The 17,713-nt window shown below is 58.8% G+C and carries 14 protein-coding genes; 5 read left to right on the forward strand and 9 right to left on the reverse strand.

Annotated elements, in window-relative coordinates; translation table 11 throughout:
• Window positions 1–15 precede the first annotated feature (15 nt).
• The 4 genes from choV to ACLB1Z_RS10335 form a co-directional block, all read right to left on the reverse strand.
• On the reverse strand, window positions 16–1,206 hold the full coding sequence (choV, locus tag ACLB1Z_RS10320) for a choline ABC transporter ATP-binding protein (RefSeq protein ID WP_409559781.1): 1,191 nt from the start codon (window positions 1,204–1,206) through the stop codon (window positions 16–18).
• Complete coding sequence (gene choW, locus ACLB1Z_RS10325; protein WP_409563259.1) at window positions 1,203–2,057, reverse strand: choline ABC transporter permease subunit; 855 nt, start codon at window positions 2,055–2,057, stop codon at window positions 1,203–1,205. Before choW ends, choV begins: the two co-directional genes overlap by 4 nt.
• 96 nt (window positions 2,058–2,153) lie before the next feature.
• A complete protein-coding gene (choX, locus tag ACLB1Z_RS10330; protein WP_409559782.1) occupies window positions 2,154–3,083 on the reverse strand; it encodes a choline ABC transporter substrate-binding protein in 930 nt (309 codons plus the stop codon).
• Window positions 3,084–3,352: 269 nt separating this feature from the next.
• The gene (locus ACLB1Z_RS10335) at window positions 3,353–4,399 is read right to left on the reverse strand and encodes a GlxA family transcriptional regulator (RefSeq protein ID WP_392683786.1); all 1,047 of its coding nucleotides are present in this window, start codon (window positions 4,397–4,399) and stop codon (window positions 3,353–3,355) included.
• Window positions 4,400–4,811: 412 nt separating this feature from the next.
• Here ACLB1Z_RS10335 and betB point away from each other — a divergent pair, with 412 nt between their 5' ends.
• Together betB and betA are read left to right on the forward strand one after the other, a co-directional pair.
• The gene (gene betB, locus ACLB1Z_RS10340; RefSeq protein WP_409559783.1) at window positions 4,812–6,272 is read left to right on the forward strand and encodes a betaine-aldehyde dehydrogenase; all 1,461 of its coding nucleotides are present in this window, start codon (window positions 4,812–4,814) and stop codon (window positions 6,270–6,272) included.
• A 45-nt stretch (window positions 6,273–6,317) separates the two neighbouring features.
• The gene (gene betA, locus ACLB1Z_RS10345) at window positions 6,318–7,979 is read left to right on the forward strand and encodes a choline dehydrogenase (RefSeq protein WP_409559784.1); all 1,662 of its coding nucleotides are present in this window, start codon (window positions 6,318–6,320) and stop codon (window positions 7,977–7,979) included.
• A 29-nt stretch (window positions 7,980–8,008) separates the two neighbouring features.
• On the opposite strand, the gene ACLB1Z_RS10350 is transcribed toward betA, so the two are convergent.
• Window positions 8,009–9,559 carry a DHA2 family efflux MFS transporter permease subunit gene (locus ACLB1Z_RS10350; RefSeq protein ID WP_409559785.1) on the reverse strand — a complete coding sequence of 517 codons (1,551 nt, stop codon included), beginning with the start codon at window positions 9,557–9,559 and terminating at the stop codon, window positions 8,009–8,011.
• Complete coding sequence (locus ACLB1Z_RS10355) at window positions 9,546–10,427, reverse strand: HlyD family efflux transporter periplasmic adaptor subunit (protein ID WP_409559786.1); 882 nt, start codon at window positions 10,425–10,427, stop codon at window positions 9,546–9,548. The genes ACLB1Z_RS10350 and ACLB1Z_RS10355 overlap by 14 nt, the downstream gene beginning before the upstream one ends.
• A gap of 550 nt (window positions 10,428–10,977) precedes the next feature.
• Between ACLB1Z_RS10355 and ACLB1Z_RS10360 the strand changes: the two genes are divergently transcribed.
• Window positions 10,978–11,634 carry a GNAT family N-acetyltransferase gene (locus ACLB1Z_RS10360; RefSeq protein WP_409559787.1) on the forward strand — a complete coding sequence of 219 codons (657 nt, stop codon included), beginning with the start codon at window positions 10,978–10,980 and terminating at the stop codon, window positions 11,632–11,634.
• A gap of 100 nt (window positions 11,635–11,734) precedes the next feature.
• On the opposite strand, the gene ACLB1Z_RS10365 is transcribed toward ACLB1Z_RS10360, so the two are convergent.
• The 3 genes from ACLB1Z_RS10365 to ACLB1Z_RS10375 all read right to left on the reverse strand — a co-directional run bounded on the left by ACLB1Z_RS10365 (window position 11,735) and on the right by ACLB1Z_RS10375 (window position 14,570).
• A complete protein-coding gene (locus ACLB1Z_RS10365; protein ID WP_409559788.1) occupies window positions 11,735–11,917 on the reverse strand; it encodes a hypothetical protein in 183 nt (60 codons plus the stop codon).
• Between the two features lie 224 nt (window positions 11,918–12,141).
• Window positions 12,142–13,800 carry a L,D-transpeptidase family protein gene (locus ACLB1Z_RS10370; protein WP_409559789.1) on the reverse strand — a complete coding sequence of 553 codons (1,659 nt, stop codon included), beginning with the start codon at window positions 13,798–13,800 and terminating at the stop codon, window positions 12,142–12,144.
• A gap of 239 nt (window positions 13,801–14,039) precedes the next feature.
• Entirely contained in the window at window positions 14,040–14,570 is a 531-nt protein-coding gene (locus ACLB1Z_RS10375; protein ID WP_409559790.1) for a hypothetical protein, read from the reverse strand.
• A gap of 405 nt (window positions 14,571–14,975) precedes the next feature.
• Here ACLB1Z_RS10375 and ACLB1Z_RS10380 point away from each other — a divergent pair, with 405 nt between their 5' ends.
• Together ACLB1Z_RS10380 and ACLB1Z_RS10385 are read left to right on the forward strand one after the other, a co-directional pair.
• Window positions 14,976–16,481: an undecaprenyl-phosphate glucose phosphotransferase gene (locus tag ACLB1Z_RS10380; RefSeq protein ID WP_409559791.1), complete on the forward strand. Its 1,506-nt coding sequence runs from the start codon at window positions 14,976–14,978 to the stop codon at window positions 16,479–16,481.
• Between the two features lie 298 nt (window positions 16,482–16,779).
• Window positions 16,780–17,493 carry a DUF1194 domain-containing protein gene (locus ACLB1Z_RS10385; RefSeq protein ID WP_409559792.1) on the forward strand — a complete coding sequence of 238 codons (714 nt, stop codon included), beginning with the start codon at window positions 16,780–16,782 and terminating at the stop codon, window positions 17,491–17,493.
• The last annotated feature ends 220 nt before the right edge of the window (window positions 17,494–17,713 follow it).

Here is a 17,713-nt window from a genome sequence, read left to right on the forward strand (position 1 = left end):
GCCTCCGCCGGAAAATCAATCTGAACGGCGCAGAATGGCCTGCAGTACGTCGCGGACGCCGATCGAACCGACGAAGCGGTCGTCGTCATCGAACAGCGCAACCGGAGCTGTGCCCGATTTATGCATCGCGAGGATCACGGTCTTTAGGCTGGTGCCGGGTCTTGCCCAGTAGACTGGTGAGAACTCATCGGACACTTGTTCTTCGATGTCGCCGCACGTCACCCAGCTTGCTTGTTTTCCGCGGCATTCGGCGGCTTCAACTTTGCCTGTGCTATCGATCCTAAATTTGGTCGTTTGCCGCCGGTCGAGCCAGAGCCAGTTGTCGCCAGCTGTTTCAAGGTCGCGTTTGTCGCGCATGACGTTCCAGGCCGTCAGCACGGACAACGGATTGACGTTGGCTATGAAGTCGCGGACGTAATCGTCGGCCGGGTTAAGGACGATGTCTTCCGGCGTCCCCGACTGTACGATGCGTCCGCTTTCCATGATGGTAATGCGGTTGCCGATCTTGAGCGCTTCTTCTAGATCGTGACTGACGAAGATGATCGTTTTCTTGATGGTCTGTTGAAGCTGCAGCAACTCATCCTGCAGCTTGGTGCGGATCAGCGGATCAAGCGCGGAGAAAGGCTCGTCCATCAACAGGATTGGAGCGTCTGTCGCAAAGGCGCGAGCGAGGCCCACGCGCTGCTGCATACCGCCGGAAAGTTCGTGTACGTATTTGTCGGCCCAGCTATCGAGCCCGACGAGATGGAGCTGGCGATCGACGCGCTCCTTGAGTTCGGCGGCCGGGACGCCTGCCAGCTCCAAGCCAAGGCCAGCATTCTCGCGCACGGTGCGCCACGGCAGTAGCGCGAACTGCTGAAACACCATCGCGACCTGGTTCTGCCGCATGTGGCGAAGGGTTGCTGCATCGCAGGTTGCGATATCGACCATGCGGTCGCCGTCCTTCACCAGGAGCGAACCACGCGAGACCTTGTTAAGGCCGTTGACAGCGCGCAGGAGGGTCGATTTCCCGGAGCCGGACAGGCCCATCAGAACTGAAATCTCACCCTCGTTGACAGTCAGGTTCGCACCGGCGGCGCCTAGCACGGCTCCCGTTTTGGCAAGGATCTCAGCCCGCGTCGCACCGGCATCGACCATAGCGAGCGTGCGGGCAACGTCCTTGCCGAAGATGATATCGACGTTTTTGAAATCGACCGCGACGCTCATTTGCGGACCTCCGGTTTAATGGCAAGGACGCGATCAAGGATGATGGCGAGGATCACGATCGCAAGGCCGGCTTCGATGCCCAGCGGAATGTTGCGGTTGGCCAACGCGCGGTTGACCGGATTGCCGAGGCTCGGTGCGCCGATCAGCGTGGCGAAGACGACCATCGACAACGATAGCATGATGCATTGGGTGAGACCGGCCATGATGGACGGAAGCGCTGCGGGCAACTCAACCTTCCATAAGAGTTGGCGTTTCGTGGCGCCGAAACTTTCTCCGGCTTCCAGCATTGGCTTTGGGATCGAGGTCAGGCCGAGATACGTCATGCGCACGGGGGCGGGCATGGCGAAAATGATCGTGACGATCAGTGCGGGCGCAGCGCCGAGGCCGAACAGAATCAGAATGGGGATGAGGTAGACGAAGGTCGGCATCGTCTGCATCAGGTCGAGGATAGGCTGCGTGATGCGCCAGACGTGAGGTTTATGCGCCGCCCAAATTCCGATGGGCACGCCGATGATCATTGAGAGCGCGGTGGCCGACAAAACCAGTACAAGCGTCTGGACGGTCTCTTTCCACAAGCCCTGGTTCAGAATGAACAGCAGGCCGATCAAAACGCCGACCGCGAGAACGGCGGAACGCCGAAGCCAATAGGCGAGACCGGCGAGAATAACCGCCAGAACGAGAGGCGGGATTTGCAGCAGGAAATCGGACGTTCCGTCGACGAACGTCTCGAGAATCGTCGATATGGCATCGAAGAACCACTGAAAATAGTCGGTGACGAAGTCGAAGATCGCTTTGCCGAATTGTCCGACCGGAATTTTCCAGGCAGTTACAAGCTTCGATACGGGGTCCATCTGCGCCATTCCCAGTGCTCAAGCTTCATTCGGCGACGGACGGCCGCTTGTGAAGCAGCCGTCCTGTCCTTTGCCGGGCGGATAGTGACAGGACCCCTACTTTGCGAGGTACGCCTTCAGCGCAGCCTGTGGGTCGCCACCATCGAACGTGGTTACGTCTGCCAGCCACGGTGTTACGGCTTCAGGATTTTTCTTGAGCCATTCAAGCGCGGTCGCCTTCGGATCGGCACCGCTTTTCAGCACTGGCTCCATCATAGCGCCTTCCATGGCGAGATTGAATTTTTCGTTCTTCAGGAACTTGGCGACGTTCGGGCATTCTTTTTCGTAGCCGGCGCGAACGTTGGTGCTGACGGTTGCAGCGCCGAAACCGGAATCGCCCATGCCGTCGAGGTAGTGGATTTTCATGGCACCCATGACCGGGTGGGGTGTCCAGCCGAGGAAGACAATCCACTTCTTCTTCTTCATGTCCTTTTCGGCTTCGGTGAGCATGCCTGCCTCGGAGCTTTCGACCAATTCGAAGCCCTGGAGGTTGTTCTCCGGCTTGGCGATCATTGTGCTGATGATACGGTTACCGTCATTGCCGGCTTCGATGCCGTAGATCTTGCCGTCGAACTGATCTTTATGGGTGCCGAGGTCTTTAAGGCTTTTGACGCCTGCATCGGCGACGTAGTCGGGGACGACGAGACCGTAACCGGCGTTATCGAGGTTGACGCCAAGCACCTCAACGGACTTGTCGTCGATGTAGGGCTTGATGTCGGCGGTCATGCTGGGCATCCAGTTGCCCAGGAAAACGTCGATGTCCTTGTTTTTCAACGAGGCGTAGGTGACGGGAACGGAGAGCGTCTTGACCTCGGGCTCATAGCCGAGCGCTTCTAGAATGTTGCTGGTCAGTCCGGTCGTCACTTGAATGTCGGTCCAGCCGACGTCGGCGAAGCGGACTTTTTTGCAAGTGGCACTGTCGGCAGCGTGCGCCGCGGTTGCGGCCAGGACGAGGGCGAAAGTGGCCCCAATCGCTATGCGTGTCATGACAACTCCTGTTGTTGGCAATGGCAGGCGTGATGGACAACAGTCCGCTTGCTGGGGGATCTGAAATCGGATCGCCCTTCTGTCGGTTGCCTGTTGAAGGCGCCACCCGGCGAGGGCGACCCCACCAGCTAATAGCAGCGGCGGCCTACCTATTTTTGCAATTGCGACGCGATCTAGCGCTTACGCGCCTCAGGCTACACTCCTTTCGCGAAGGGTGTCCATTTGATCCTGCGTAAATCGACGGTCTTCCGGTGTTCGCGAGCGTCGATCTAAATCGAGGGGACGCGTGCGCGCACCACAGACTTACGCTGTCGTGGCAGCGGCGGCGCGCTGAATTCAGCTGGGACCGTCTGGGGCTGGCGTTCGCTGCGTGGCGTACGTCCGTAAAGGGCCCGATATGATTTGCTGAAATGGCAGGTCGATTGAAAACCGCAGGAAATAGCGATCTGCGTGATCGACATTTGCGATTGCACAAGCAGCTCGCGGGCGCGACGGAGACGCAATTGCAAATAGTATTTCGTCGGTGTTGTTTCGAGCGAAACCTGGAACATGCGCTGGACTTGGCGCAACGAAAGGCCCGCCAATTTTGCCAATTCGACGGCTGTCAGCGGTTCTTCGAAATTGGCTTCCATGAGTGCGGCGATGTCCACCAGCGCACTGTTGTTGTATCCCAGGCGCGCCGCCATCGGGATGTGCTGCCGGTCGAACCCGTCGCGCACGCGTTCGAGAATGAATTGGTTGGAAATATCGGCAACCAGCGTTTTACCGAATGCGCTTTTCACAACGGAGAGCATCAAGTCGGCGGGCGCTATTCCGCCTGTGCAGGTGACGCGATCGCGGTCAATAACGAAAAGCTCTTCCTGGAACTGCACGCGCGGATGGAATTCGCGAAGACCCGCCATGTTTTCCCAATGGACGGTGCATTTGTAGCCGTCGAGAAGGCCGGATTTCACGAGCGCGTAGGTGCCGGTGCACAGGCCACCAAGCACGATGCCATCGTGCGATATCCGGCGGAGAAGATTGATGAGTTTGTCGTTGACGTATCGCTCGACGTGCGTGCCGCCGCAGACGAGTACCATATCGAGATCGCCGGCATCATCGTAGGTTTTAGCGTCGGCGAAAGACAGGCCATTACTGCAGGACGTCGGCTTGCCGTCGACGGAAAGGATGGTCCACGAATAGTGGTCCTGCCCGCTCAAACGGTTGGCCATTCGCAAAACCTCGATCGCACTGGAAAGTGCGATCATGGTGTATTCGTTCAGTGTCAGAAACCCGATCCGACGGATCGTTCTGAGTTTCGACGGAACCTCATTCACGCAGCAAAGCTCCCGGATGCTCCGCAAATCTATGGCCTCCGCTTCTAGTCAAAGACCGAGGCGGAGGTGATCGTTACGCCTGACTATGACAACGAGCAGATCATGAGAAAATCTTAGCACCGCGCCGTGTTTTGACAAGTTCCAGAAAGTTCAATTCCTGCCGCAGAAACAGGCTTTCGGTGCTGCAAAAGAAGGCGGTTGCAGCGCGAGATCGTTCGACTTTCGTCGGTCTTCCAGCGCGGTTTGGACTGTCGCGGGGGATAACATTTGTGTCGTATCTGACAATGCTTTCAGGCCTCTGGACCGGCATAGCGTGATGGGTGATCGGCGCAGGCTTTGGCGCCGAAAGTTGCTGCGAACGAAGGGTGCCGCGCTCGGTTTGCAGCATGGGCAAATTCAATGAGTGTGGTCGATGGCGAAAGTTCTCCAAAACTATATCGGGGGCCGTTTTATTGCGGCATCGGACGGGGAGACGTTCGCGAATGTCGATCCGGCGACGAGCGAGTTGATTTCACAGGTCGAGATCGCGCTTGCGCCTGAAATCGATGCTGCGCTGCAATCGGCAAAAGAAGGGCTCGCTCGCTGGTCCGGCATGTCTGGTGCGGAGCGTGGGCGCGTTCTGAACAAGGCGGCGCGGATTCTTCGCGACCGCAATCGCGAGTTGGCCGAGATCGAGGTTCGTGACACCGGCAAGCCAATTCAAGAAGCGGAAGTCGTCGATATCGTCAGCGGTGCCGATTGCATCGAATATTTCGCCGGGGTGGCGGCCACGTTGCACGGCGAGCAGATCGCACTGAATAATGCGTTCGTTTATACCCGCCGCGAACCGATAGGAATTTGTGTCGGTATCGGGTCATGGAACTATCCGATCCAGATTGCGTGCTGGAAGTCGGCGCCGGCGCTGGCATGCGGCAATGCGATGATCTTCAAGACGTCGGAGATGACGCCGACGACCTCGGCCAAGCTTGCCGAGATCTACACGGAAGCAGGGTTGCCAGACGGCGTCTTCAACGTTTTGCACGGAGACGCCCGCACCGGTTCAATGCTGACGACAGATCCGCGCGTTGCGAAAATCTCGCTGACCGGTTCGGTGGGAACTGGCAAGAAGATCGTCGCTGCGGCGGCCGCTACTTTGAAGCGTACAACGATGGAGCTCAGCGGCAAGTCGGCACTTCTTGTGTTCCAGGACGCTGATCTTCGGCAGGCCGTTTCCGCGGCAATGCTCGGCAATTTTTACACGCAGGGCGAAATCTGCACGAACTGCACGCGCGTGTTCGTCCACGACGACATCTACGATGCCTTCGTCGATATGGTGGTGGAGCGGACGAGAAAGCTGCGCATCGGTTTGCCGCTCGATCCCGAAACACAAGTGGGGGCGTTGATTTCGCGGCCTCATATGGAACGGGTCTTGAGTTTCATCGAGGCCGGAAAGGCGGAAGGGGCACAGCTCTGCTACGGTGGCGAACGAGTTGATGAGGCTCCACTCGATCGCGGCAACTATGTGCGTCCGGCCGTTTTCACCGAGTGCACGGACGAGATGAGCATTGTGCGAGAAGAAATCTTCGGTCCGGTCATGTCGGTTTTGCGGTTCCGCGAGGAGGACGATGTCATAGCGCGTGCGAATGCGACGCGCTTTGGATTGGCCGCTGGGCTTTTTACGCGCGATCTTGCACGCGCGCATCGCGTCGCAGCGCGCCTAGAAGCGGGCATCTGCTGGATCAACAACTACAATATCACGCCGGTCGAGATGCCGTTCGGCGGCATCAAGGAGTCGGGCTTCGGCCACGAGAACGGCCAGGCAGCCATCGAGCACTATACGCAGTTAAAGAGCATCTATGTGGAACTGGGCGATGTGCAGTGCCCATACGAATGACGCATCTTAAGATATTAAGACAGAAAGACTGAGGTCCAAGTAACGATGAGCAAAACCCAAGACTTCGACTACATCATCGTCGGTGCCGGGTCGGCGGGATGCGTCCTCGCCAACCGCCTGACGGAAGACGAAGGGGTTCGCGTTCTCGTTCTCGAAGCCGGGCCGCAAGACAACAGCATTTTCATTCATATGCCGTCGGCGTTCGCCTATCCGCTGGCCGGCACGAAATACAACTGGTGGTACGAGTCGGAGCCGGAGCCTTATCTCGATAATCGGCGGATGTACTGCCCGCGTGGACGAGTCGTCGGTGGCTCGTCGTCTATCAATGGCATGATCTATATTCGAGGTCATGCCTTCGATTACGACGCTTGGGCGCGTCATCAGGGCTTGCAGGACTGGTCGTATTTCAACTGTCTGCCGTACTTCAAGAAGGCCGAGACGCGGCTCAAGGGCGGCGATAACTATCGCGGCAATTCCGGGCCGCTTTATGTGACGACGGCGCCATGCACGAACCCGCTTTACGATACCTTCATTGAGGCCGGCCGGCAGGCGGGCTATCCGGTGACCGAGGATATGAACGGTTACCAGCAGGAAGGCCTCGGCCGCATGGATATGACGGTCTACAAAGGCCGTCGCTGGAGTGCCGCTCAGGCGTTTCTGCGTCCAGCGCAGAAGCGTGGCGGCGTTGAACTCAAGGCGAAAACGCTCGTCACGCGCATCCTTTTTGAGGGACGTCGTGCCGTCGGCGTCGAGTTCAGCCATGGCGGCAATCTGCAGTCGGCACGCGCAACGCGCGAGGTGATCGTCAGCGGCGGCGCGATCAATTCACCGCAAATCTTGATGCTGTCGGGTATTGGCAATGCGGATGAATTGAAGAAACACGGCATTCCGGTCGTGCAGGATCTGCCCGGCGTTGGAGAAAACCTGCAGGATCACATCGAGGCCTACGTCCAGTACGAATGCACCAAGCCGGTTTCGATTTACAGCGCCAATAATCCGCTGGCAAAATTGAAGATCGGCATCGAGTGGCTGCTGACGGGGAAGGGCCTAGGGGCGACGAACCATTTCGAGTCCGGCGGCTTTATCCGCAGTGACGCCGGCGTTTTGCATCCCGATCTGCAATATCACTTCTTTCCTATGGCCATCAGCTACGACGGAACATCGGCGGCGAAGGGGCATGGCTTCCAGGCGCATATCGGGCCGATGCGGCCGACGAGCCGGGGCTATGTGAAGCTTAAATCAGCCGATCCGCGCGAGTATCCGAGAGTACTCTTCAATTACATGCAGACGGAGCAGGACCGAAAGGAGATGCGGGCCGGCATCCGTTTGACGCGCGAGATCTTTTCGCAGCAAGCATTCGACCAGTACCGTGGCGCCGAATTGGCGCCGGGGCCATCCGAAACGAGTGACGCCGCCATCGACGCCTTCATTCGCGCGAAGGCCGAAAGCGCCTATCATCCGTCATGCTCGTGCCGGATGGGAACAGACGAGATGGCTGTCGTTGATGGCACGGGCAAGGTTTATGGCGTCGAAGCCTTGCGGGTGGTCGATGCGTCGATCATGCCGGATGTCGTTAGTGGCAACCTCAACGTGCCGACCATCATGATGGCCGAGAAGCTGGCGGACGCAATCCGTGGACGGCCGCCACTGCCGGCGGAAGAGGTGCCGGTGTGGTTCAATCCGAACTATCAGACACAGCAGCGATAAGCCAGGGTGCTGAAAGCTCGGCAAGCGCCCTAGTGGTTGCCGACGTCCCCGAAGGGTGAAGCGGCCCCGGTTTGCCGCAGCAACAGCACGAATGGAATAAGCAACAGGAAGCTCAGCGTTACGAAGCCAAAGGCTTCGATGAAGCCGATCATTGTCGATTGGCGTGTCAACTCATAGCCCAGAATCTGCATCGCACGCGGATCGGTTGGCGACAGTCCCGTCGAGTTAAGCCACATGTGCAGGGCGGGATTGTAGGGATTGATCCCGGCCGAGAGGGTCTGAAGGTTCTCGTGCGTCGCGCGCGTCAGAATCGTTGCGCCTATCGCGATGCCCAGCGAGCCGCCAATCGTACGTGCGATGTTGAAGATGCTCGCGGCCTGATCCGAAGCGTTTTTCGGTAGCGTTTGATAGGCGAGTGTCGAGAGTGGCACGAAGATCATGCCCATGCCGATGCCTTGGACGATGCTCGGCGCGATAATCCAGAAGCGATCGACGTCGAGGTTATATGTCGTCGTCACGTAGGTTCCGGCGGCGGACAGTGTCAGTCCGACGAATACCAGCCAGCGGGAATCGATGTGCTGGATCAGCGTTGCGACCACGACCATGCCAATGGCGACGGCGATACCGCGCGGCGCCATCACCAGACCGGCGGTGCTTGCCGGATAGCCGAGCAAATGTTCCAGGAACAGGGGCTGCAGCGCGATGGTGCTCAGCATGCCGACACCGAACGCCATGATCAGGAACGTCGACGTCGCGAGATTGCGATCTCGCAGGAGATTGAGCTTCAGGATAGCGTCCGGCCGATTGAAGCTGCGAACCGTGAACCAGGTTAGGCATGCGAAGGATAGGAGCGCGAGGCTGACGATCATCTGCGATGCAAACCAGCCTTCGCTGTTGCCGCGGTCGAGCAGCATCTGCAGGCTGCCGACACCGATTGCCAGCAGCGCAGCGCCGAGCCAATCGATCGGCGAGCCCGAATGGGGCGTCGCTTTGATGTAGGCTGCGATTAGAAGCAGGTTGATGATGCCGATGGGAAGGTTGACGTAAAACACCCATTGCCAACCGAGGTGGTCGGTGATGAAGCCGCCGACCGTTGGCCCCATGATCGGGCCGAGCAGGACGCCGATACCCCAGATCGCCATGGCCTTGCCGCGCTTCTCCGGCTCGAAACTGTCGACCATCGTCGCTTGTGAGAGAGGGACGACGCTTGCCCCGAATGCACCCTGAAGCAAGCGGAAGATGACCATCTGCATCAGTGAATGCGATTGGCCGCAGAGCATCGAGGACACGACGAAGCCTGCGACGCTGACTGTCAGCACGCGTTTTCGGCCGAAGCGCTCAGCGAGAAAGCCGCTCATCGGAATGACGATGGCTTCGGCGACGATGTAGGACGTTAAAACCCAGGTGATCTGATCGGGCGTCGCTCCAAGGGTGCCCATCATGTCGGGCAGGGCGACATTGACGATGGTCATGTCGAGAATGACCATCAGCACCGCCAGCAGCACCGCGAGCGAACTCAGCAGCCTGCTCGGTCCCACGGGGGCGTCGGCTGGGGCCACGGCCTGATTATTTGGTGGCACTACCCGCTCCATCGGACGTGGTGTCGATGGTTACAGACGCAGACGCGCCGACGCCGAGCGGCAAGTCGCCAGGTTCGACCGTAAGCGCGATCCTGACGGGAAAGCGCTGGACGACCTTGACCCAACTCCCCGTCGCATTTTCCGAAGGCATCAGCGAGAATGCCGAGGCGCTAGCGCGGCTCACGGCTTCGACCTTCCCGGTCAACTTCTTCGACGAATCGCTGTCAAGCCAGACAGACGCCGTTTGGCCGGGCTTGATGCGGGCAAGGTCGGTTTCCTTGAAATTCGCATCGACCCACCACGTCGAAGTATCGACGAGCGGGAAGAGCGGTACGCCGGCTTTCGCGACCTCGCCGGGTTGGATGCGGACTTTGCCGACCGTGCCGTCGACCGGCGCCTTGATCGTCGCGTGCGAAAGTTCAGCATTGGCTTCGGCAACGGCGATATCGGCCTCTTCAGCATTGCCTTTGGCGGCCGCGGCCTGGGAGCCTGTCGCCTGGGCGGCTTGCTGCTTGGCGATGTCGCGGCGAATTTCAGCGCGTTTAAGGGTGGCGCGGAAGGGCGCTTGATTGAGTTCGACCAGAACGTCGCCTTGTTGGACGGTCGAGAATTCCTTGACTTTCACGTCCATGATGAGGCCTGTCACCAACGGCGTGATCTGGATGATGTTGGCTTCGACCTGGGCGTTGTCCGTCGATGGATAGAGCGTTTCGTGCTGCCAATACGCGTAGCCGGCAGCGATGAGGGCGAGTAGGCAGACAATGCCAAGAAGGCCTATGCCCCGCTTCGAAAGCAGCGGCTTTTTATCGGAAGGCGTGACCTGGCCACCGTTGGCCGGTGGTTTTTTTTCTGGCAATCGCTCTTGCATCGGCTTCTTCCGTTTATTCGAAGGCTGCAACTTTCGTAGTCCTTTTGCAGTTGCCAGGAACGGGAATGTCTGCCGCAACAGGCAAAATGGGCACGCACGCCGTCCGACGCCCAATCACGGTATACGACTGGCCCGGCCGAAATATTGAGCTTTTTGATTGCCACCGGCGCGGAGGTTTATCCCGACGCGGCGCACAAAAAGAGACAATCGATGCCCCCTCTATAGGCTCTTAGGGGATTTGTCACCAACGCGACGATTACGCGTGCGGGGTCGCCGAAATGTCGCGGTAGGGGCTTTCGGGCGAGGCCCGCCGTTCACCTTCGGCTGGCGCTTTCGACCTGAAAAACGGCCGGCTTTGCGGATCGTTCCGGCTGTTTCCGCTGGCGGAGGCGGGGTGGGGCAGCGTTAACGGTCGTTCCAGGATGCGTGCATCGTCAGAAACCGAAGTTTTAACTGGTCGAAGGAGCTAGCCCCGGCGTTAACGGATCGGGAGCGATTGGGGGCGCAATAATTGCACTCATTCCTAAGCTGACTTTAAAAACCATCCGTATTGCAAAAGGATACTCCCGTCGTGATCGTTTCGGGGCGATTGGATGAGGCTGAGGCGACATATTCGCGTCTCTTAGCGCAGCGCACGAAGACACTTCAGGAATCGGACGACGTCGATAGGCGGCTGGCCACGCTTATTCGCCAGGAGCCGATCGTTGAGTTGATGACGAAAAGCCAGCGGCTTTTCTTCGTGAGCCGTGGAAAGTCCGACGTCGGTGTAGTCTATCGTGTCTTCCGAACGGAGCTGTCGGCTGTCGTCGGCGAGGAGCCGATCGGGTTTTGCGATATCGTAAAGCCGAAGAACGGCATCTGCGTCATCAGCAGCGCCGAGGTTTCGCGGTCTTGTCAGCGCAAGGGCATCGCGACCGCGGTGTACGATCTTATCACGGCCGATATGGCCAAGATCGGCGGGCTGCTTTGGCCGGTCTCACCGAAAAATATGTCGGACGCAGAATTCAAGGTTTGGTGGCGGCGTTCGCCCGCCCTGGTCTTTTATTATCCGCATCGGAGCCGACTAGGCCTTAGCCGTCGCGCTGAATTCGAAGAGTTGTTCGACGAGACGGTGAACCTGGGCGTCTGGGATCGACTTCTGTCGCATAGCTCGGTGTTGATGGCTCGCATGCGGCGGTCTTGGCGCCTTGGCTGCTTTCGCCGCTGACGATCCGAGCATGGTGGTCGGTGCAGTTCACAGCGCATCGCTGCGCGGGGCAGCCGTTCCGTCGCCGGCCGTCGTTCGATTATGCCAATGCCTATTCCGGTCAGTCGTACCGGTGCTGGGCGCTCGCAAGTATGCGTTCCGCTAAGTCGAGTGCCTCCCGCACCTTAGTTGAGATGACGCAGCGTTTCTGAAGCTCGTTGTCGGCAAACTTCAGGGCGTCCCGAAGCTGCTCGATAACACCCAATGCGGTGATGTCGTTCGGAAGACGTTCGTGCGCGTTCATTGTGGTTCCTCCCGGCCCTTATTCCGGGAGGCAATATCTTTCTCGCGGCAATTTCAAGGAATACGCCGCCTGCATATGTCGGAGCGACCCTCAGGGCAATTGGCACGGGGAACGTCATAGCACCGCCGCTAACGGGCTTGATCGCAACCTGTCCGGCCGCAAAGGCGGACGCCACTTTGAATCGATCCGCGGCGCATCGCAGGCAAGCCAAGATTCAAGATCGTTTACCACCACCCAAACATTGATCGTTGGCGAGGATAGGCCCGGCGCCCGTAGCGATCATAGCCGTAGTAGTAGTCATCGGCGCTGTCGCTCATGAAATTATCGTTGCGGAAGAACTGCTTCGGCCGCTTCTTGATGCCGCCCTGAGGTTCAGTGCTGATGAGGACGATAAAATCCGTGGCTTTTCCGGTTTCCTTGCTCATCGGTTCGTCCGAGACGATCAGCGATGATCCCGGCCATACGGCGCTGCTCAACCTGGCGGACACCTCCGGCGAGATAGTGATGCGATCGAGTGCTGCGCTCGCTTCGGCCACGTTCGTCGGGGGGGGCGTGCTAGCATCGTTGAGCCTATACCGGCGGTCTTCGTTATACGCATAATCGGCGTTGTCGCTGTGTTCGAGCGAAACAGCCGTCCAGCTCACGTCCTTGCCGCCATTTTTGTATCCAACGGCCGTGAAGACGTGCGTGCCGATAGGCTGTTGCGGATCGGCGATGGTGACGGGCGCGTCGAAAACGGGCTCGTTGCCTTGACGGACATAGAGCCGTTGCGTCTTCAGGCTTATGAAGAGGGAGATCGGCAACGCCTTGCGTTTGGCTTCATTGAGAACGGCAACCGCCTGATCTCGTGCCGCCAATGCCGGGGCGGCCTGATCTGTTGCCTTCTGCAACTCGGCCTCGGCGGCCTGCAAAGCTTCTGTGGCCGTAGCAACTTTTGCAGCAGCTTCATCGGATTTCTTGGCGGCGCGTTCCTTCTCTGTTGTCCATTTCTTCTTGAGCTTATCGGACTTGGCGTTCGCCAGGCGCTTGTCGATCGCGGCCAAACGGCTGTCGGCGGACTTTTTGACCGCTTCGGCTTTGCGCAGCGCTTTCGCGGCCCTGTCTCGGGGCGCCTTCTTGTCGGCGATGATCTGCTCCATCTCCTTGGCCTGATCGAGGGCGGCGTCGGCAAGGATCTGCTTGCCCTCGGCGATTGATTTCAGGGCATTGAGTTCCACTTGGCGTTCCGGCCATGCGCGTAGGTCAGGAGAGAACGTCGGGCTGGAATCGGGATCGTTCACGATCGGATCCTGGTACGACATCGGGATGGCCGTCGCGGTCTGGACGGATTGCAGCGGCGTCGGCTTCATTAGCAGCGGGTGAGAAATCTCGACCGGCGCGACGTCATCGTAAGCAACAACGACACGCATGCCGAGTTTCGTCAGCGGGAAAAGGCGCTGGGCAAAGCTGTCGGGCATGCGAACGCAGCCATGGGACGCGGGATAACCGGGCAACTGACCGGCGTGCAGGGCAATGCCCGACCATGTAATCCGCTGCATGAAGGGCATCGAGGCGTCATCGTAGAGGTTCGAATAGTGTTCTTCTTCTTTTTGAAGGACGCTGTAGACACCAACCGGAGTCTCGTAGCCGTCGCGGCCGCTCGATACCCGGCCGCTCATGGAGCCACCGTTTGCGTCATAGACCGTAACGCGTTGATCTTTGATGGAGACGATCGCGATGACGGGAGGGCCGGATAGGGTTTCCCGGGCCGTCTCTTCGATAGGGCGCTGATTGCGTTTTCCGGCGTCTGCGGGGGTAAGGGCGGCACTGATGGCCAGGGTTGATAACGCGATGGTTGCCAACCGGACGATCGAACGCTTCCACTGAAGACGCAAACTGAACATTTGTCAGACCTTAAATATGCAGCTGATGCGAGAAAACAGAGGCCTCCAACATAATCTCAATCAGGTTGCCTATTGATTAGCGCATGCTCCGTAATCGTTGTCTCTGCCGGGGCGTGTGGCTCGAAAACCTCAGAATACAGGTTAACGACCAATCAAGACCATCGCTTGACGGCCGATAGGGAAAGCGCCCCAGAACGAAAAGGTTCGGGGGCGCTGGCCAAATTGGGTATCAGTTGCGCTCAATAATCCGGGCAGGCCCAGCGATCATAGCGGCTGCTCCACCAGCAATCGTCGCCATAGTCGTCATCATAGTAGCCGTCGTCATAATAGAAGTAGGGATAGCCGCCGATGAAGAAGCGGTGACGGTGGTGATGACCGTGTCCATGTCCGTGATGGAAATGGCGACCGTGATTTAGGTTCGCGCGGGCCAGAGACTGGGTGCGGACGTGCGATCGTCCCGCCATGTGTCCACCGTGAAGGTGACCGCCGTGGAAGCCCCCGAAGCTGCCACCATGGAACCCACCACCGTGAAACCCTCCACCGCCAAAACCGCCATGAAAGCCTCCGCCCCCGAAGCCTCCGCCGTGGCCGCCGCCACCACCGCCTCCAAACCCGCCACCGCCACCGGCGTGCACTGGGACGAGGAATCCTTGAACGTCGCCTGACGTCAGGGTTGTTAGTGGCGTTATTGGCCCCGCCACCGCGGCGCAGGCGCCGGCAGCTAGAGCGAAAGCTCCGGCGACCAGCGGAAATAAGAATCGTTTCGACATTGCTGTCTCCTTGATCAGATGCGAGTGCATTCGGCCTTCGTGCCGTCGAGTGACGGGGCCTTCGCGCGCAGGTCTGAGGATTCAGGGACGTGCGTGGGGGCGCAGTTGCGTCGGGTCGGGAAGGCCGACGAACGGAACGTCTCTCCGTTAGCCATAAGGTAGGAAGCGGTGGCGGGGTTACCTGTTCCCAAGGGAACAGCCCGCGCATCAGGATTGATGTCGAGATCAAAGGACCGCGGCCGAGCGTATCATTTTGCGGCACACAATTACGTTATCTTTGCCGTGCCGATTTTGTTTTGTGACCCTTTTCTATTCTACGGATGCCTCCGGCGCTTTCATTTACCAGAGCCTCACTGGCATGCGCGTATGCCCATTTTGGCAGTTGGCGGGTACGCGGTTTGCGCAATGATTGAGGAAACGGGTCGAGCCCGATCCATTTTCGAGAAGGATGCTTCGGCTCACGTGTCGGAGTGGGCGCCTCGGCTGAGGTCGCTGTTTTTCGACCGCCGTGGCAACGCCTCACGGCCAAAATTGCTATTCGCCGTCGCATGCGCCGACGCCCTGTCGGTGATGGCCGCTTGGCCGCTGGTCAACTTACTACTTCATGAATCTTTCACGCCCACGTGGCGCAGCTTCTGGGCGACGGTCTTTGTGGCCGGGTTGTTCATTGCCGCGCTGCGCGTGCAGTGGTCATATACAATTCCATCTCTCCGCAAGTTTGTGCAGCAAGTCTGGAAGGTTCTGATTTCCGTTGCCGTCGTCTCTCTCGCGGTATCGGGCGTGATTTTTCTTGCGGGCGAGACGTCGGTGTCGCCGGAGGACGTCGGTGGATGGATGGAGTTGTCAGCCATCCTTTTGTGTTTCGTGCGTTTCGTTGCGGCGTTGGTGGCTCGTCGGTTGACACGCGCGGGCGTCCTGGTCCGTCGGACGGTCATAGTTGGCGGCGGTAAGGATGCGGAGCATCTTATCCGCGAGTTGAACAACGACCCGAACAATCACTTGTGCATTCTGGGCATCTTCGACGACCGGCAAGATGATCGCTCAGCCGGCGACTTCGGAGGTGTCGCGCGGCTCGGGACATTCGAAGACCTGGCAGACTTCTGCCGCAAGTCGAGTGTCGATCTCTTGATCGTTACGGTGCCGGCGCGCGCCGAAGAGCGTTTGATGCAGATTCTCGACAAGCTTTTTGCATTGCAAGTCGATGTACGGATCTCGGCGCTGAATTCAAAGCTCCGGATCAACTCGCGAGCCTATAGCTTCATCGGTCAGGTGCCGATGCTGGCGGCGATGGACAAGCCGCTCGGCGACTGGGATCATATGCTCAAGGCGGTCGAAGATCGGCTGATCGGTTCGCTGCTGTTGATTCTGGCGTCGCCAATCATGGCGATCGTCGCGATTGCGATCCGTCTCGAAAGTCGCGGACCGATTTTCTTCCGGCAGAAGCGGTACGGCTTCAACAATGAGCTGATCGAAGTCCTGAAGTTCCGCTCGATGTATGTCGATCAGCAGGACGCCACGGCGAGCAAGCTCGTTACGCGCGACGATCCGCGTGTCACTCGTGTCGGCCGGATCATTCGTCGTACGAGTCTCGATGAGCTGCCGCAGCTCATCAACGTTGTGCAAGGACAGATGTCTCTCGTTGGACCGCGGCCGCATGCAACGGGCGCGCGTGCGGAGCGAGATCTCTACGAGAATGTCGTGCGGGGCTATTTTGCGCGCCACCGCATGAAGCCGGGTGTCACCGGCTGGGCGCAGATCAACGGCTGGCGTGGGGAAACCGATACCCACGAGAAGCTTGTCCGGCGCGTCGAGCACGACCTCTATTACATCGACCATTGGTCGGTGCTGCTCGATCTTTACATCATCGCGATGACGCCGATTTCATTGCTGACGGGCAGGAACGCTTACTAGCGTTTCTTCGTGAGCCTTATCGACCTTTTGGCCTAGTCCAAGATCTCTCGCGCGGCGGGAAAGTATGTGGCGATGCACAAGGATGCCTCTTCAGCGAGGAAATGGCGCGTAGCAAGCGCGAGTATTACGACCGGCGCAGATGGCTTGCGCAATCATGCCTGTTTGCTAGCTTGGTAGGAATTCGGCGTTCGCGCCGCGCTCGCGCCTGCAGGAGCCTCGCATTTTTAATTTTGTCGGACAGGGACGAGCGATCATCGCAGCGATCTTGGCTATTGCCGCCGGTGTTGGCGTCGCCGTGATGTCTGCCAACGCGCAAGAGGGGCCGCCGGTCGATACGGCGCTGGTTGTGTCTGTCGACGTATCGAACTCCGTCGACGAAGGCCGCTATAAGCTGCAGATGGAAGGTATTGCGAAGGCGCTGGAAGATCCCGGCGTCATCGATGCCATTACCGGCGGTTCGGCGGGCGGCATTCTGTTTTCCATGGTGACGTGGGCCGACACGCCGTCGTTCGTCATTCCGTGGATCAGGATTGCGAACAAGGCTGACGCATTGGCTGCGGCGAAGCGCGTGCGATCCCTGCCGCAGCAGGGCGGGGAATTCACCTGCATGACGCGGATGCTGCGATCTGCGAACGACAAGATCGTGCCGCAGATTCCCGCGAAGGCCTCGCGCATCATCATCGACGTTTCGGGCGACGGCCCCGACAATTGCAATGCCGAGGAGCCGATCGATAAAGTCCGCAACGAACTCGTCAGCAATGGCGTGACGATCAATGGATTGCCGATCTTGCTCGACACGCCCGAGGATTCAGCGCTGCTGCCGAAGGCCGTTCCCGGCGGGAAGCCGCCGCTCGAACAATGGTATCGCGAGCATGTTATGGGCGGTCCGAGCAGTTTCGTTCTGCCGGCGCTGGGTTACGGTGATTTCGAGCGGGCGATCCGGCAGAAGTTCGTCATCGAAGTCAGCAGCGTGGCTTCGCAAAAGTATTCGATCGCCACGTCAGGCCGATAATCGAGAAGGCTGACAATCAGGCCGCTTGATAGCTCAGATTTTATCTTCGCTGGTCGGACCGCAATGCCAACGTTTAACAGTCCAGCCGGGATGATCTGCAGACCATCGGGCGAACTGCGGCTGGGCATGCGCCATGCACGTTCTTGCGTCGACGTCCGCATCAATCGGGATTTTATAGTCGCGGCAGACGTTTGGATCGTTCGTCAAGCAAGCCGACAAA

This window comes from Hyphomicrobium sp. MC8b (assembly GCF_905067615.1).
Classification (GTDB): domain Bacteria; phylum Pseudomonadota; class Alphaproteobacteria; order Rhizobiales; family Hyphomicrobiaceae; genus Hyphomicrobium_B.

Excerpts from the sequence above, each read along its gene's own strand:
- choV (WP_409559781.1), bottom strand. The coding sequence starts at position 1,206 with ATGAGCGTCGCGGTCGATTTCAAAAACGTCGATATCATCTTCGGCAAG.
- choW (WP_409563259.1), bottom strand. The coding sequence starts at position 2,057 with ATGGACCCCGTATCGAAGCTTGTAACTGCCTGGAAAATTCCGGTCGGA.
- choX (WP_409559782.1), bottom strand. The coding sequence starts at position 3,083 with ATGACACGCATAGCGATTGGGGCCACTTTCGCCCTCGTCCTGGCCGCA.
- betB (WP_409559783.1), top strand. The coding sequence starts at position 4,812 with ATGGCGAAAGTTCTCCAAAACTATATCGGGGGCCGTTTTATTGCGGCA.
- betA (WP_409559784.1), top strand. The coding sequence starts at position 6,318 with ATGAGCAAAACCCAAGACTTCGACTACATCATCGTCGGTGCCGGGTCG.
- ACLB1Z_RS10355 (WP_409559786.1), bottom strand. The coding sequence starts at position 10,427 with ATGCAAGAGCGATTGCCAGAAAAAAAACCACCGGCCAACGGTGGCCAG.
- ACLB1Z_RS10365 (WP_409559788.1), bottom strand. The coding sequence starts at position 11,917 with ATGAACGCGCACGAACGTCTTCCGAACGACATCACCGCATTGGGTGTT.
- ACLB1Z_RS10370 (WP_409559789.1), bottom strand. The coding sequence starts at position 13,800 with ATGTTCAGTTTGCGTCTTCAGTGGAAGCGTTCGATCGTCCGGTTGGCA.
- ACLB1Z_RS10375 (WP_409559790.1), bottom strand. The coding sequence starts at position 14,570 with ATGTCGAAACGATTCTTATTTCCGCTGGTCGCCGGAGCTTTCGCTCTA.
- ACLB1Z_RS10380 (WP_409559791.1), top strand. The coding sequence starts at position 14,976 with ATGATTGAGGAAACGGGTCGAGCCCGATCCATTTTCGAGAAGGATGCT.
- ACLB1Z_RS10385 (WP_409559792.1), top strand. The coding sequence starts at position 16,780 with ATGTCTGCCAACGCGCAAGAGGGGCCGCCGGTCGATACGGCGCTGGTT.